This is a genomic window from Aeromonas sp. MTB (assembly GCF_056632455.1).
In genome coordinates this window covers 2,253,937-2,269,060 of the sequence record NZ_CP147026.1, presented here as the reverse complement: position 1 = coordinate 2,269,060, position 15,124 = coordinate 2,253,937, and the positions used below count along the sequence as shown (strand labels likewise).

Below are 15,124 nucleotides of genomic sequence, written 5' to 3'. Positions count from 1 at the left end.
CAGGCAGATGCCTGGCTTTTGTTTTCAGATGACCAAATTCCCTGTTTTTCTTCTGGGTGCCGTACTGGCACTGCCATTGCACGCCAAGCCTTTGCAGACCACAGTGCTGCCGTTGGCGCCGGCGACCCAGGCTTATGTAAATTCACTGAGTCAGCTTTCGCTCTGTTATCCTGCGACGCTTCCTCCACCATACCTGATGGCCGAGGGGGGACTGCTCAAGGATCGCCTCGCCCGGTTGCAGGAGCTGTTCCCGATTCCGCTTGTGCTCAAAGAGCTGCCCGATTGGCAGACATTGCGCAATGGGCTCGCAGAGGGTGACTGCGACATCATTCCCTATGTTGGAACCCGCAAGAAGGCCGTGGAGGGCATGCGGTTAAGCCGTCCGATGATGGAGACCGATGCCGCCATCCTCTACAAGGGTGAAAATCTCAAACAGGCCCGCTTTCTGGTCTACTCGGTGGCAGACTCTGCCCGCCTGCTGCACGAGCTCTATCCTCAGGCGCGCATTATTTCCCTAAAGAGCGGAGAGAAGGTCTACGACGCGCTGCAGAGTGGCAAGGGGGATGCCTATCTGGGGGACTATCTGCAACTGCGCTATCTGATGCGCGAGTTTCCTGCCGATGGTTTGCGCCTGCGCCGCCTGTTTGGTGAGGATCGGATCATCAGCTATCGCCTGATGATGCGTGATCAGCCGGAGTTGGCCAATCTGGTGGACACCCTGATCCGTCATATGCCCGCCGGTACTATCTATACCGATCTGGCCCGTTATCTCGATCAGGGGTCGCTCTACGTTAACCAACCCCACTTCAGCGATACCGAACAGGCTTGGTTATCCGGCCGCGGGCGCACCATTCGCCTGGTGGTCAATCCTGAGTTGATGCCCTATAGCGGCGTCAATGATCTGGGGGAGGCGAAAGGGTGGAGCGCGGATGTGCTGCGCTGGGTCACCCAGGAGACCGGCCTGAAATACAAGCTGGTGCCTGCCGCCAGCAAGGCGGAGGCCGTAGAAAAGCTGCGCCGTGGTGAGGCGGATATGATGGCCGGCTTGCCGGAATCCCCGGCATTGACGGATCAGTTCATTTTCAGTCGGACGATCTCCACCAACCGGTTTGCCTTGATCAGCAAGCGCAAGCTGGCTGCCGATCGCATCACCCAACTCAAGCGGCAGCGTATTCTGGTGCCGGAATCCCTCTACGATCCCTCCTTGCTCGCCCTGCTCGGTGATCAGGAGTGGGTTCGCACCGACGGCCTCGAGCAGGGGCTTGCCGCGATCAAACAGGGCAAGGCTGACGCCATGCTGAGCGAGCTATATCAGCTGCAATATCCCCAGCGTACCAACTTGCTGGAAGGGCTCGATATCGAGGAGCTGGAAGATCGCTTCAGTCTTGGCTTTGCCATCAACAAGAGTCAGACCGAACTGGCCGGGGTGATGGATCGCAACCTGATGGCACTGACCAGCACCCAGATCGACGAACTTAACCAGCGCTGGCGCCGCTTGCTCGTCGTGCAGCAGCCTGGCGTGAGCTACGCCGCCTGGTTTGGCTCCATCGCCATGGCACTGCTGATCAGCAGCATTGTCATCGGCGGGATCTGGCGTTCCCGCCAGCAACTGGCACGGGAAGTGGCCCAGCGTCACGCCGCCGAGAAGGCGCTGGCCATCGAGAGCGAGCTGCGGGAAACCATGTTTCAGGCGTTGCCGGTGCCCGTCTATCTGCGCAACAGCCAGGGCAAGGTGATCAAATCCAATAAACAGGGGCGACGTCTGGCCCTGCGCTATTCGCAACAGTTGATGCTGCCGCCGGTACAGCCCCAGAAGAGTGAAGGGGAGCTGGTGCTGGGGGATCAGGTCTTTGCCTATGCCCAGCATCCGCTGCGACTGGACAAGCAGGCACCTGCCACCGATCTCATCGCCCTGTCGGATATCAGTGTGCTGCGTGAGCAGGCCCGTTTTCTGCGTCAGGCAGAGCGCCGCCTGCGTGCCCTGACCAATACCGTTCCCGGCGTGGTGCTGCAGTTTATGTTCGAGCGGGGACGGGTAGGGGGGATCGAGTTTATCAGCCGGGGCTGTTACGAGCTGCTGGGGCTGGCGAGTCAGCAGATCCGTCGTGAGCCCAAACGGGTGCTCATTATGCTGGAGCGCGAGGATCGTCGTCGGGTAAGCCGTGAGATGTTCGCCATGTTGCAGGCTGGCAAACCCTTCGCGTTCACCATGCGCTATTACCATCCGACAAAGGGTCTGCGCTGGTTGCAGCTCTATGGCCGTGGCCGCAGTCAGCCGCAGGGTTGGCGGATCTATGCGGTGATGCAGGATGTCACTACCAGGGTCGAGCAGGATCAGGCATTGCAGCACTCCCATGAGCAGGCGCAACAGGCAGTTCTGGCCAAGGGGCGCTTTTTGGCCGCCATCAGCCACGAGATCCGCACGCCGATGAACGCCATGCTCGGCTTGCTGGAGTGGCTGGCCAGCACCCCTTTGTCGAGAGAGCAGGATTCGGCGCTGGCACGGGTGCGTCAGGCGGGGGATGAGCTGCTCGGCCTGCTCAACGATGTGCTCGACTTTAGCCGCAACGAGAACAGCAAACTCTCCCTCTCGCCCCAGCCCACCGATTTTGCCGAGCTGTGCGAGCACGTGGCGGCAGTGCACTGGACCAAGGCGCGGGCCAAGGGGTTGCAACTGCGCCTTAAGTTGGATCCGGCTCTGCCAGCCCTGCAGACCCTCGACCCTCACCGGGTACGGCAAGTGCTCCACAACCTGCTCTCCAATGCCATCAAGTTCAGCCTGCGTGGGGAAGTGGTGCTCTGGGCCGAGGTGGTCGCATCGACCTTGCGCTTCGGTGTGGATGATCAGGGGCCGGGGATCACCGCCAAGATGCGCACCACGCTCTTTATGCCGTTCGAGCAGTTTGCCGTTGAAGGGCAACTGCGGGCGCCGGGCACCGGTCTTGGTCTGGCGATCTGCAAGCAGTTGATCGAGCAGATGGGGGGGCTTATCGATGTCGAGGGACGCGTCGGAGGCGGTAGCCGCTTCTATTGCGAGTTGCCCCTGAAGCGGGTGCAGCAGGCGCCGGACTGGCAGCCCAATGTGCGGCAGCTGGCACTCTCTTTACCCCACGATGAGGCGCAAGCACTGTCGCCCTGGCTCAGTCGATTGGGGATCGCCACCGTCAGCAACGCCGTTGATACGCTGCAAGCGGAGGTGGACGAGAAGGGGCTCTACTATTGGGCCTGGCAAGGGGAGTCCTGGGTGCCCGGGACCATCATCACCGTGCTGCAACCACGCTTGACCCCGGATCAACCGGTCGCCGGCACCCAGCCCGGGCTCGGCATGCGGGTACTGCTGGTTGAAGATCACGATGTCAATCGCGAGCTGATCAGCCTGCAACTAGGCCAACTTGGTGCCAGCGTTATCACTGCCGCCAACGGGCAACTGGCGCTGGAGATGCTGGCGCAGCAGGAGGTGGATTTTGTGCTGACCGATCTGCAGATGCCGGTGATGAACGGGGCCGAGCTGTGCAGGCAATTGCGCCAATCCGCCCGTTGGGCCCGTCTGCCGGTCTATGTGATCACCGCAGATCTCAGTGATCAGGCGGCAAGGGAGCTGCAATCCTGCGGTTGCGATGGCCATCTGGACAAGCCGGTCGCCCTCAAGGAGCTGGCGACCTTGCTGCGCCATATTGCCAAAGAGGGGAGCAATGTTGTCGCCCCGACACCGGTTGCCTCGCTGCTGACCGATGAACTGGCCGCCCTTTATCTGAAGGCTACCCGTGATGATTTGGCCGAACTTGAGCGCTGCAGCACAGAAGAAGATGAAGTTGGCGTGAATGCTGCTTTACACAAGTTGAAGGGGGCCGCCAGAATGGTAGGGGCGACCGCGTTGGTGGCGGTCATTGAAGAGTGGCAACAGGCGCCCCATCCGATGCTGCAAGCCAGATTGAACCGGGCACTGGATGAGTTCAGCCAGCAGTTTTCAAAGAGGGCTCAAGATGATCATCACTGATGAAGAATTACTGGCGTTGCTCGATTCGGAAGAGCATGAGGCGGCCGGATTTTGCCCCATTGTGCTCTATGCCCTCGACAGCACCGCCCATGAGTTGGCCAGCACCATGACATTGCCCTCCTATGTCACGCTGCACCGTACCCGACCGGATGCCTGCTGGCAGTGGGAAGGGTTGTTTGCGGCAGGTGCCATTGCCCTTTACGACCCCGCCGCTCATCAGCAGGCGGACTATTTTCCCCAGTTGCAGCAGCATGAGGGGATCTACGCTATCGGCGAGGATTGGCTGGGGGGGCTTGCCGCCAGTTACCGTAACTGGTGCAACTGGCTGGCCGCTAACAAGGTGCTGCTGCTCGAGGATCACCCGTTTCAGGGGATGCAATTGCAACAGACCATCGCCGGGTTGGGGCTCTCCTGTCAGTGGGTACAGGATGAATCGGCCTGCCTTGCGGCATTGTCGGCGGGCGACATCAGCCTGCTGGTGTGCGATCTCAGTCTGGTGGAGCAAGATGCCATCAGTCTGCTGATGAACCAGCCCCAGTTGCAGGAGGCCGGGCTGCCCATCGTGCTGCTCTCGGCCCATGAGCAGACGCTGATCGACGGTGCCCGCCGCCTGCTGCACGATGCCGGTTTCAACATTCTGGCGGCACTGGCCAAGCCGCTTGATTGCGACGAGCTGCTCAGGTTGCTGCGTCGACTCTATCTGGGCCCGCTGCGTCAACAGCGCTTGAGCGGCCAGCGCCGCTCTATTCGCCGTTGGCAGGGGGAGGTGCAGGGTCAGCTAGGGCTGCTCTCCAGTCCCGCGACCCCTCATCCGGTCTGGCTGGCGGTGACGGGTTTGCCCAGCCGCTGGGAGGCGCTCAAGGATTGGCTGACGGAGCAGTCGCGCACCCCAGCCGAACTGACCCTGCTTATCCACCGTCGTGACCACCTGCTCGGCAACGCCGATCGCTTCGCGCTGGTGCTGCAAGCCAGTCTGGCGGGGAGCAAGCTGGCGCTGCTGCTCGATAACAGCCAGCATCTGCCATTCGATCTGCTGGAGCGTTTGCCGCTGCAAGCCTTGCTGCTGGGGCAGGGGATCTTGCCGGAGATGGAGTCCTTGACCGGTGACTCCCTGCTGGGACGCTTTATGACCCGGGTTCGGGAGCTGGGGATCGCTGTCTATCTGGATGATCCTTACAACCTGCTCGACGTCGAGGTGTGGCGAGAGCGCGGTATGACGGGGCGCTGGTAAGCCATGCCGCGCTACCTCTGCTGGCCCATGCACCGGGAGCGTCTCGGCAAAGGGCTGGATGGCTGGCCCCATCCGGTTTCACGGGCCGCGCTGCCACTGGCGATGCAGGTCTCCGGGGTGCCTTGCCTGCTGCGCGAGCTGCATGGTGTGGCGCCTGCCCGCATGCTGGCCGCTTACGATGCATTGAGTGAAGAGAGCATCTATCTGCGCTTTATGCGTCCGAAACGGACGCCGCCACCGGAACAGGTAGCCCAATATCTCAATTACCATCCCGAACAACAGATCTCGCTGCTACTGACCGATCTGGCCGGTGAGCCGCTGGCTCAGGCGCAATCAATCCGCCGCCGCCTTCATCCCGATCGGGCGGAGTTCTCCTGCATCGTAGCGGATCACTTTCAGCACAAGGGGGCGGGGAGGCGCATTCTGCTGGCGCTGGCACTGCTGGCCAGGGAGGACGGGATCCGGGAGTGGACGGCGGAAGTGCTGGCCCAGAACCGGCCCATGCTGACCCTGCTCAAGCGCCTTGGCTTGCCGCTGACCCTGGTGACCGGGCGGGAGATGGTCTTTGTCAGGCTGGATCTGTCGGTACTGGATGCCTGGTTACCCGCACCGCCAGCGGCGCCGCTTAAGACCAAGGGCGAATAGTGACACTTTTTTCCCTGTGCTAAGGTCACATTTATTGTGCGGGGATAGACGGAGCAGCTTATGGCGCAGTCATATAAACATATCGTGATCCTGACCGGCGCGGGGATCTCTGCCGAATCCGGCATCAAGACTTTTCGTGCCTGCGACGGTTTGTGGGAAGAGCACAAGGTCGAGGATGTGGCGACCCCCGAGGGGTATGCCCGGGATCCCGAACTGGTGCTGCGCTTTTACAACTCCCGCCGCAAACAGCTGCAACAGCCTCAGGTTCACCCCAATCCGGCCCACTATGCGCTGGCCCGCCTCGAGCGACTGCTGCCCGGTTCGGTGACGCTGGTCACCCAGAACATCGACAATCTGCACGAGAGCGCTGGCAGCAAGAACCTTATCCATATGCACGGCGAGCTGCTCAAGGCCCGCTGCCCCGAGTCCGGTCAGGTGATCGAGTGGCGCGGTGATCTCCATCAGGACGAGCTCTGCTCCTGCTGCCAGTTTCCCCAGCCGATGCGTCCCCATGTGGTCTGGTTTGGCGAAATGCCGCTCGGGCTGGATCGCATCTACAGTGCGCTGGCCCAGTGCGATCTCTTTATCTCCATCGGCACCTCTGGCGCTGTCTATCCGGCCGCCGGGTTTGTCCATGAAGCGGGATTGAACGGGGCGCACACCATCGAGCTCAATCTCGAACCGAGCGAGGTAGGTAGCCAGTTTGACGAAAAACGCTATGGCCCAGCTTCCCTGCTGGTGCCCGCCTATGTCGATGAGTTGCTGGAGGCGTGCGGCATTCATCAACCGAGGCAAGTCGAGGGGCACAACTGGATGGAGATGCGTGGTCCCTGAGCTACTGTGCGACGGGACAGTTGCAATGGTTCGGTGAAATCGCCACACTGGCAACCATTTAAAAAATGGGACGCAGTTGGCGCAAATTACCATGACCGCAGTAAAGCAATGGATCGCTTTTTTTCTCCTGATGCTGGCCAGTGCCAGTGCATCGGCCTCCATCCCCCTGATGACCCTGGTACTGCCAGATGGCCAGCAGGTGAGCCTCGATGAGGCGGCCCTCTCCGCCTTGCCACAGACCGAATTCACCACCACTACCCCCTGGACTCAGGGCGCTCACCACTATCGCGGGCCGACCCTGTCAGCCGTGCTGGCGGCGCAAGGGATCCCGGATGCTCGCAAGATCGCCGTTTCGGCCCTCAACGGCTATCAGCAGGTGGTGGATCTGGCCCTGTTCGACGGCGTGCCGCTGACCCTGGTGCGTCAGGAGGACGGCAAACCGCTGACCCGGCGCAACAAGGGGCCGCTTTGGCTGCTCATCCCGTTCACCACCTATCCCAAGCTGGACGCGCCCGCCATCCATAACTGCATGGTGTGGCAGGTGACCCGCATCGAGATCGTCGATTGATGGGGCTATCCCGCCAAAATCTGCTGTTGGTTGCGGTGTCGCTGCTGTTTCTGCTCTCGTCGGGCAGCAGCCTCTATCTGCAGTATCGGCAGGAGCAGCTGGTCGATACCTTCTACCGCAATGTCCACTGGAACATCAGCCAGGTGATGCTCGAATCCCAGCGTTTCCTCTACGACCTGCAGCTCTATCGGGCTGGCAGATTGTCGATGGAGACCCTGAGCCTTGATTACGATTTGCTGTGGAACCGGCTCGATATCTTCCTCATCAGCAGTGAAACCGCCGAGATGCGCCAGCGGCACGGACTCGGCAAGGTGCTGGCCACCCTGTTCGAGCAGATCAAGCAGCTCGAACCCCAGATGGAGGCTGGTGCGCTGCGCGAGGGGGCTGAGCTTGCCCGCTTGCAGGAGGCGATCGCCAGCCAGACCCGTCTCATCGAACAGATAGGGGATCAGATCCTCTCCGGCCAGGAGCGGGAGCATTCGGTCAGCCAGATCCGCAACAGCCTGTTCTGGCTGCAGATCTGGCAACTGATCCTGTTGCTGACCGGTGGCGCTCTGGTCGCAGCCCTCATTCGCGCCAATCTGGCGAACCGTCGGCTGGCCCTGCTCGATCCCCTGACCCAGCTTGGCAACCGCCGTGCCCTGCAGGAGCAGCTCTCTCGCGCTCTGCATGCCGATGATGTGAGCGCTTTGGTGGTGCTCGATCTCAAGCGCTTCAAGCAAGTCAATGATCTGCTGGGTTATCAGGTCGGTGATCGGTTGTTGCAGATGGTGGCCAACAAGCTGCAGCAGGCCCATGGCAGCCACGCTTACCGGCTCGGCGGAGATGAATTTGCCGTGGTGCTGACCAAGGCGAATGATGCGCTGGAAACCGCCATTCATGAGCTGGTGGAGCTGCTCCATTTCGAGTTCGTGACCCGGGAATGCAGCTTCGATCTGGCCTGTCGGCTCGGGGTTGCCAAGGCGCAGCAACAGGATGCCGCCCGGTTGCTGGATCAGGCCATCCTGGCCCTTAACCAGGCCAAGCGTAACCAGGAGGGGGCGATCAGCTGGTTTGAGCCTGCCATGCTGCAGCAGTTGCAGTTGAGTCAGCAGCAGCTTCATCAGCTGCGAGAGTGGTTGGCGGGGCGCGAGCCAGCGCCGCTGCGAGTGGCATTGCAGGAGCTCACAGACGGGCAGGGCAACGAGATGTGGCAATTGGCGCTTGAGTGGCGTGAGCAGGGAGTACCCTGCTATATGCGCTGGCTGCAGGAGTGCGGTGTGCTGGGGCCCGTGTTGGCCCGTGTGCTGCAAGCGCACGAGGCGCAGTATGCCGATGGTCGGGCACTGCTGGTCCCGCTCGACAACCAGGCCCAGCTGACCCATCTACTGGCCTATCTGCAGGAGGCTTCCCGTACGCCGCTGGTGTTGCTGGTGCCGACGCTACAGCCGGATAGTGCCCTGCTGGCGGGATTGCGGCAACAGGGTTGCACTCTGGCGCTCAGAGAGATTGGCAGTACCACCTCGGCGCAGCTGGCAGCCGGCTGGCCTGTCCGCTACTGGCTGCCGCAGGGTGATGAAGATGGCGAGTTGCTGCAACCTCTGGCCCGACGATTGGGGCTGGTGCCACTGCAAGTGCTGGCAGCCAGGGAGACCCGGTCGCTGGCCTGAGGGCAAAAGCGATATTGCACGGCAGAGATAAAACGAAACAAGGCGACCTCGGGGTCGCCTTGTGTCATTTATTGCCCCTGAAAATCAGGGGCGAGGGGCGCAGGACTGTCTGATCACCAGGTCCGGGTCGACGGTGATCAGGTGGTTCTCCACCGCTTCACCGTTGATGCGGGCCAGCAGGCGGGTGACGGCGAGGCGCCCCAGCTCCTCTTTGGGCTGGTTGACGGTGGTGAGCGGCGGCGACATAAATTCAGCCAGCGCCACATTGTCGTAGCCGACGATGGAGATATCCCGCGGGATCACCAGCCCCGCCTGATGGGCGGCACTGATGGCTCCCATCGCCATCATGTCGTTGCAGACAAAGAGGGCGGTGGGGCGCTCGGGCAATGCCAGCAGACGAGTCATCGCCTGATGGCCGCTGGCGCAGTCAAAATCACCCTCCTGGATCCACTCCTGATTGACGATGAGACCCGCCTCCTGCAACGCCTGTTCAAAGCCAGCTTGGCGCTGGTTGGCGGGGGCACGGCTGTGGGGGCCTGTGATGCAGCCGATGGCGGTATGGCCCAGCTCAATCAGATGGCGGGTCGCCAGATAACCGCCGTGGAAGGAGTTGTCGGCGATAAGATCCACATCCTCGCTGACCAGCCCCCAATCCATCACCACCACCGGCAGGCTCTTGAGCCAGTCGAGCTGGTTGAACACCTCTTGCTGGCCTTCGCTGCACATGATCAGCAGGCCATCGACCCGCTTGCGCAGCATCATCTTGAGGTAGGAGAGGGCCGTCTCGGCTTGCCCCTCGGTGTTGCCCAGCATCAGGTTGTAGCCCTGCTCGAAGCAGTAACGTTCCACCCCGCGCACCACCTCGGCAAAGAAGGGGTTGCTGGAGGTGGTGACCAGCATGCCGATACTGTTGGTTTCCTTCACTTTGAGGCTGCGGGCCACCAGACTCGGGGCATAGTTGAGATCGCGCATGGCGGCGAAGACCCGCTCGCGGGTCTCCTCGGCCACAAAGCGGGTCTCGTTGATGACATGGGAGACAGTGGTGGTCGACACCCCCGCCAGCGCCGCCACCTCCTTGATATTGGCCATCAGTGCCCCTGTGCAGTCTGCTCAAGCAGGAAGGTGTCGACCTCCTGCTTGCTCGGGATGGAGCTCTGAGCGCCGAACCGGGTGACGGAGAGTGCCGCCGCCCCGTGGGCAAAGCGCACCGCGCTGTGGAAATCGGCACCGGCCAGTTCCGCCGCCAGCAGGGCGCCGTTGAAGGTATCGCCTGCGGCAGTGGTATCCACCGCCTTGACCCGAAAGCCCGGGATCTGCTGTTGCTGCTGGGCGTTGCTGCAATAGACCCCCTGCGACCCCAGGGTGATCATCACGTCCGCAATGCCCATCTGGTGGAAGCGGGCGGCCGCCTCGCGGGCGCTCGCTTCGTCGGTGACTTTTACGCCGGTCAACAGCTCGGCCTCGGTCTGGTTGGGGGTGATAAGGTCGACCAGCGCCAGCAGTTCGCTTGAGAGCGGACGGGCAGGGGCGGGGTTGAGCACCACCCGGGTGCCGTGGGCGCGGGCCAGGCGGGCAGCTTCGTGGACGCTCTCGAGCGGCACTTCCAGCTGCAACAGCAGGGTATGGGCGTCGGCGATCATCGCTTCGTGGTTTTTCACCACCGCAGGGGTGATGGCGCCGTTCGCTTCGGCGGAGATACCGATGCTATTCTCCCCCTCATCGCTCACATAGATGATGGCGATACCGGTCGGGAGCTTGGGATCGAGTTCGACGGCGCTGACGTCGATGCCATCTTTGGCAAAGCCGGTTTTCATCTGGTGGCCGATGGCGTCATCACCGATGCGGGCGATAAAGGAGACGGGGGCGCCAAGGCGGGCGGCCGCAACCGCCTGATTAGCCCCCTTGCCACCGGGGACCACCTGATAGCTGTGGCCGATCAGGGTTTCACCCGGGCGAGGAAAGTGGGGAACGCGCAGCACATGGTCTGCATTGACACTGCCCAGAACGACGAGACGATTCATGTTGACTACTCCTGATGCATCTTGGCTTGAACACAATGACTGAGTGAGCCCAAGCCGGGAGGCACCTGAACGAGAGGGAAAAGGGGAGGCGAACCTCCCCTCGAGCACTTACTTGCTGACCACTTGCAGCGGTACCGGAATGGATTTCTCGACTGGCTGACCTTTCAGCACCTTGTCGGCAGTCTCGACGCCGATGGCACCGATCAGGGCGGGTTGCTGGGCTACGGTGGCGGCCAGTTTACCCTTGGCAACGGCGGCTTTGCCATCGTCAGTGCCGTCGAAGCCGACGATCATCACCTCTTTGCCGGCAGCCTGCACCGCGCGGATGGCACCCAGCGCCATCTCGTCGTTCTGGGCGAACACAGCCTGTACGGTCGGATGGGCCGCCAGCAGGTTTTCCATGACGTTCAGACCCTTGGTGCGGTCAAAGTCGGCAGGCTGGGAAGCCAGCACCTGCAGCTTGTTGGCCGCCACGGCCAGGGCAAAACCTTCGCCACGGTCGCGGGCGGCGGAGGTACCGGCAATCCCTTCCAGCTGGATCACCTTGGCGCCGGTACCCAGTTTTTCGGTGATGAAGTCACCGGCCAGCTTGCCGCCTGCCACGTTGTCGGAGGCGATATGGGCCTTGACCTCACCCTGCGCGGCGCCGCGGTCCAGGGTCAGCACCGGAATGCTGGCGCGGTTGGCCAGACGAATGGCGTTGCCGACAGCTTCAGAGTCGGTGGGGTTGATCAGGATGGCGCCGACCTTGCGCACGGTGAGATCTTCCATGTTGGAGAGCTCTTTGGCCGGGTCATTCTGGGAATCCAGTACCACCAGCTCGTAGCCAAGCTCTTTGGCTTTGGCTTCGGCACCCTCTTTCATGGTGACGAAGAAGGGGTTATTGAGGGTGGAGACCACCATGGCCAGGGTTTGATCGGCGGCCTGGGCGGTGCCCAGCACGGACATGATGGCGGCAGCGAGCAGGGTATTGAGCTTTTTCATCATTTCATTCCTTGTGTGTGGCTTGTCTTATCAACGATTGCTTTTGTTATCGATCATCACGGCAAGCAAGATCACGCTGGCCTTGGCGATCATCTGGTAATAGGAGGATACGTCGAGCAGGTTGAGGGCGTTGTTCAGGAAGCCGATGATCAGCGCACCTATCAGGGTGCCCATGATGCGGCCCTTGCCGCCCATCAGGCTGGTACCACCCAGCACCACAGCGGCGATGGCATCCAGCTCGTAACCCATGCCCGCCGTCGGCTGGGCAGAGGAGAGGCGAGAGGTAACGATAAGCCCTGCCAGCGCCGAGAGCGCGCCGCACAGACCATACACCGCCAGCTTCACCCGATCCACATTGATACCGGAGAGGCGGGTAGCAGATTCGTTGCCACCCAGCGCGTAGATGTAGCGACCGAGACGGGTGTGGTTGAGCATGAACCATGCGAGCAGGAAGACGATAGCCATCAGCCAGATGGGCACCGGCAGACCGAACAGGTAACCGGTACCGAGCCAGGCGAAATGATCGGCGCCGTCACTGAAACCGGTGGAGATGGGACGCCCCTCGGTATAGACCATGGTGATGCCGCGCAGAGCGGTCATGGTGACCAGGGTGGCGATAAATGCCTGTACCTTGCCCTTGGCAATGATGAGACCGCTGACGCCGCCCAGCAGGGCACCGGCACCCAGAGTGAGGGGCACCACCAGCCAGATTGGCAACTCCATGGCGACCATGGTCGCGGCCAGCGCACCGCACAGGGCGAGCACAGAACCGACCGACAGATCGATACCGGCGGTGAGGATAACCAGCGTCATACCGACCGCCATGATGGCGTTGACCGAGGTCTGGCGCAGGATATTGAGGAGGTTGTCGGCGGTGAAGAAGTTGGGGCTCAGAAAGGAGACCACACCAATCAGGACCAGCAGCGCGACCAGGGATTTATTCTCGATCCACCACGCCTTGCTCATAACGCCACGGCGGGAAAGGGTTTGGGTTGTCATTGGGATGCCTCTTGCTCTGCTTGCCACTGTTTACCGACTGCCGCCGCCATCAGCTTCTCCTGATTGGCATCGCGGGTGTTGAACTCTGCGCTGATGCGCCCTTCGTGCATCACCATGATGCGATCACTCATGCCGAGCACTTCCGGCATCTCGGAGGAGACCAGAATGATGCTCATCCCCTCCTTCTTGAACTGGTTGATCAGCTGATAAATTTCCTTTTTCGCCCCCACGTCGACGCCGCGGGTCGGCTCGTCGAGGATCAGCACCTTGGGCCGGGTCAACAGCCCCTTGGCGATGGCCACCTTCTGCTGGTTGCCGCCGGAGAGCAGCTTTATCAGCTGATCCTGACTCGGGGTCTTGATGTTGAAGAGGCGCACATAGTCGCTCACCGCCTGCCGTTCGGCCTTGCCGTCGATCTTGCCGTTGCTGATGAACTCGTCGAGGGCGCACAGACTCATGTTTTCGCGCACCGACAGCTCCAGCACCAGCCCATCACCCTTGCGATCCTCGGAGATATAGGCGATGCCAGCGGCCAAGCCATCGGCCGGGCTTCTGGGCACCAGCGCGTGGCCATCGACTGTGATTTCACCGCTGCTGACGGGGCTGGCGCCATAGATAAGCTTCATCAGTTCGGTACGACCGGAACCCATCAGGCCGCTAAAACCCAGAATTTCCCCCTGACGCAGGGAGAAGCTCACCCCGCGCACGCCGGGACCGGCCAGATCCTTCACCTGCAGGCTGACGGGGCCGAGCTCGCGCTCAAGGCGCGGGTACTGCTCTTCCAGTCGGCGACCCACCATCATCTCGATGATCCTGTCTTCATCCAGATCGCTCACCGCCTTCTCGCCAATCCACTTGCCATCGCGCAGCACGGTGACCCGATCGCAGATCTCGAAGATCTCCTTGAGGCGATGGGAGATATAGACGATGCCGCAACCCTGCTCACGCAGCTCGCGGATCACCTTGAACAGCTGCTCGGTCTCGGTATCGGTCAACGCATCGGTCGGCTCGTCCATGATGATGACGCTGGCTTCGAACGACAGCGCCTTGGCAATCTCCACCATCTGCTGTTCACCGATGGAGAGATCTCCGAGTCGGGTATCCGGCCCATGTTTGACGCCAAGTCGCGCCAGCAGGCCGCTCGCCCGCTCGCGCAGCTGTTTGTGGTCGATGCTGCCAAAACGGGTACGCGGTTCGCGACCGAGGAAGATATTGGCGGCAATCGACAACTCCGGCAGCAGGTTCAGCTCCTGATGGATGATGCTGATCCCCTGATCCTGAGAGTCGCGCGGCCCCTTGAAGTGAACCGGTTGACCGCGGTAGCTGACGCTGCCCGTATCGGCCTGATAGATGCCGGTCAGCACCTTCATCAGGGTGGATTTACCGGCGCCATTTTCACCGAGCAGGGCCATCACCTGGCCCGGATAGACCCGCAGACCCGCTTCGTCGAGGGCGCGCACACCGGGGAAGGTCTTGACGATCCCGGTCAGCTCCAGAATGGGTGAGAGGGGGGAGGTTGTGCTCATTTGCAGCTTCCTTGAAGAGGCCTTCTTTGAAGGATTCAGAACGCCACACCGGCGCAGAGGATCAGGTTGGCGTAGGGAGTCACCTCGCCGCTGCGCACGATAGCCTTGCTCTGGCGGGTGCGGGTTTTGAACTCCTCGTGCAGGCAGTATTCGATGGCGATGGGCTTGCCCTGGGCGGCGGCATGGGCCTCGAGCTGATCGACCAGCGCCTGATGGGCGGCGGGGCTGATCTGCTTGATCTCGCTTGCCATGATCGCTTTCTCCACCACCAGATCGGTGAGCAGGGCGGTCAGTACGGTTGCAAGGCTGGGCGTCCCCGCCATCAGCGCCAGATCGATCCGCTCCGGCCCTGCCGGAATGGGCAAGCCTGCATCGCAGACGGTGATCTCGTCGGTGTGGCCCATCTGTGCCACCAGAGCACTCAGGGGAGCATTGAGCAGTACGCCTCGTTTCATACAGCACCTCATCAGGCCTTGGCCCGTCAATCTGTGAACCGCTAGGCAACCGGTTACGCAACCGGTTGCGTCATGGCGCAAAGATAGGCTTTTTACCGGGGAAGGGCCACGGCAAAACCACGGAAATGTGAAAACGATCTCAAAGGCGGGAGAAGAAGTGCAGGGGAGGAGGCAGGAAGGGTGTCAGCAGAGCCCTGGCACCCTTGTTATTCATC

Annotated in this window: 12 protein-coding genes; 6 read left to right on the top strand and 6 right to left on the bottom strand. The window is 61.6% G+C overall.

The features are described from left to right. Positions 1-7: 7 nt before the first annotated feature. The 6 genes from WBR25_RS10445 (at position 8) to WBR25_RS10420 (ending at position 8,924) form a co-directional block, all read left to right on the top strand. Entirely contained in the window at positions 8-3,997 is a 3,990-nt protein-coding gene (locus WBR25_RS10445; RefSeq protein ID WP_479749827.1) for a response regulator, read from the top strand. Further along, positions 3,984-5,228, top strand: coding sequence for a response regulator (locus tag WBR25_RS10440; RefSeq protein WP_279504770.1), 1,245 nt, complete (start codon positions 3,984-3,986; stop codon positions 5,226-5,228). Before WBR25_RS10445 ends, WBR25_RS10440 begins: the two co-directional genes overlap by 14 nt. Positions 5,229-5,231: 3 nt before the next feature. Continuing rightward, complete coding sequence (locus WBR25_RS10435; RefSeq protein WP_167569735.1) at positions 5,232-5,873, top strand: GNAT family N-acetyltransferase; 642 nt, start codon at positions 5,232-5,234, stop codon at positions 5,871-5,873. Positions 5,874-5,933: 60 nt separating this feature from the next. Further along, positions 5,934-6,707: a Sir2 family NAD+-dependent deacetylase gene (cobB, locus tag WBR25_RS10430; RefSeq protein ID WP_005336680.1), complete on the top strand. Its 774-nt coding sequence runs from the start codon at positions 5,934-5,936 to the stop codon at positions 6,705-6,707. A 91-nt stretch (positions 6,708-6,798) separates the two neighbouring features. Then, positions 6,799-7,275 carry a putative pterin-binding protein gene (locus tag WBR25_RS10425; protein WP_167569734.1) on the top strand — a complete coding sequence of 159 codons (477 nt, stop codon included), beginning with the start codon at positions 6,799-6,801 and terminating at the stop codon, positions 7,273-7,275. Then, positions 7,275-8,924 carry a GGDEF domain-containing protein gene (locus WBR25_RS10420; protein WP_479749823.1) on the top strand — a complete coding sequence of 550 codons (1,650 nt, stop codon included), beginning with the start codon at positions 7,275-7,277 and terminating at the stop codon, positions 8,922-8,924. The genes WBR25_RS10425 and WBR25_RS10420 overlap by 1 nt, the downstream gene beginning before the upstream one ends. An 84-nt stretch (positions 8,925-9,008) precedes the next feature. Here WBR25_RS10420 and WBR25_RS10415 read toward each other — a convergent pair whose 3' ends face one another. From WBR25_RS10415 to rbsD, 6 genes are all read right to left on the bottom strand, one after another. Beyond that, complete coding sequence (locus tag WBR25_RS10415) at positions 9,009-10,013, bottom strand: substrate-binding domain-containing protein (RefSeq protein ID WP_139733249.1); 1,005 nt, start codon at positions 10,011-10,013, stop codon at positions 9,009-9,011. Further along, positions 10,013-10,945 (bottom strand): ribokinase, encoded by a 933-nt coding sequence (gene rbsK / locus WBR25_RS10410; RefSeq protein ID WP_479749821.1) that lies wholly within the window; start codon positions 10,943-10,945, stop codon positions 10,013-10,015. The genes WBR25_RS10415 and rbsK overlap by 1 nt, the downstream gene beginning before the upstream one ends. A gap of 108 nt (positions 10,946-11,053) precedes the next feature. Then, positions 11,054-11,929: a ribose ABC transporter substrate-binding protein RbsB gene (gene rbsB, locus WBR25_RS10405; protein ID WP_005360585.1), complete on the bottom strand. Its 876-nt coding sequence runs from the start codon at positions 11,927-11,929 to the stop codon at positions 11,054-11,056. Positions 11,930-11,959: 30 nt separating this feature from the next. After that, entirely contained in the window at positions 11,960-12,928 is a 969-nt protein-coding gene (gene rbsC, locus WBR25_RS10400; RefSeq protein ID WP_005336670.1) for a ribose ABC transporter permease, read from the bottom strand. Further along, positions 12,925-14,454: a ribose ABC transporter ATP-binding protein RbsA gene (rbsA, locus tag WBR25_RS10395; RefSeq protein ID WP_479749819.1), complete on the bottom strand. Its 1,530-nt coding sequence runs from the start codon at positions 14,452-14,454 to the stop codon at positions 12,925-12,927. Before rbsA ends, rbsC begins: the two co-directional genes overlap by 4 nt. A gap of 35 nt (positions 14,455-14,489) precedes the next feature. Continuing rightward, a complete protein-coding gene (gene rbsD, locus WBR25_RS10390; protein ID WP_479749818.1) occupies positions 14,490-14,909 on the bottom strand; it encodes a D-ribose pyranase in 420 nt (139 codons plus the stop codon). Positions 14,910-15,124: the final 215 nt, after the last annotated feature.

Excerpts from the sequence above, each read along its gene's own strand:
- WBR25_RS10445 (WP_479749827.1), top strand. The coding sequence starts at position 8 with ATGCCTGGCTTTTGTTTTCAGATGACCAAATTCCCTGTTTTTCTTCTG.
- rbsA (WP_479749819.1), bottom strand. The coding sequence starts at position 14,454 with ATGAGCACAACCTCCCCCCTCTCACCCATTCTGGAGCTGACCGGGATC.
- rbsC (WP_005336670.1), bottom strand. The coding sequence starts at position 12,928 with ATGACAACCCAAACCCTTTCCCGCCGTGGCGTTATGAGCAAGGCGTGG.
- rbsD (WP_479749818.1), bottom strand. The coding sequence starts at position 14,909 with ATGAAACGAGGCGTACTGCTCAATGCTCCCCTGAGTGCTCTGGTGGCA.
- WBR25_RS10435 (WP_167569735.1), top strand. The coding sequence starts at position 5,232 with ATGCCGCGCTACCTCTGCTGGCCCATGCACCGGGAGCGTCTCGGCAAA.
- rbsK (WP_479749821.1), bottom strand. The coding sequence starts at position 10,945 with ATGAATCGTCTCGTCGTTCTGGGCAGTGTCAATGCAGACCATGTGCTG.
- rbsB (WP_005360585.1), bottom strand. The coding sequence starts at position 11,929 with ATGAAAAAGCTCAATACCCTGCTCGCTGCCGCCATCATGTCCGTGCTG.
- WBR25_RS10425 (WP_167569734.1), top strand. The coding sequence starts at position 6,799 with ATGACCGCAGTAAAGCAATGGATCGCTTTTTTTCTCCTGATGCTGGCC.
- WBR25_RS10440 (WP_279504770.1), top strand. The coding sequence starts at position 3,984 with ATGATCATCACTGATGAAGAATTACTGGCGTTGCTCGATTCGGAAGAG.
- WBR25_RS10415 (WP_139733249.1), bottom strand. The coding sequence starts at position 10,013 with ATGGCCAATATCAAGGAGGTGGCGGCGCTGGCGGGGGTGTCGACCACC.
- WBR25_RS10420 (WP_479749823.1), top strand. The coding sequence starts at position 7,275 with ATGGGGCTATCCCGCCAAAATCTGCTGTTGGTTGCGGTGTCGCTGCTG.
- cobB (WP_005336680.1), top strand. The coding sequence starts at position 5,934 with ATGGCGCAGTCATATAAACATATCGTGATCCTGACCGGCGCGGGGATC.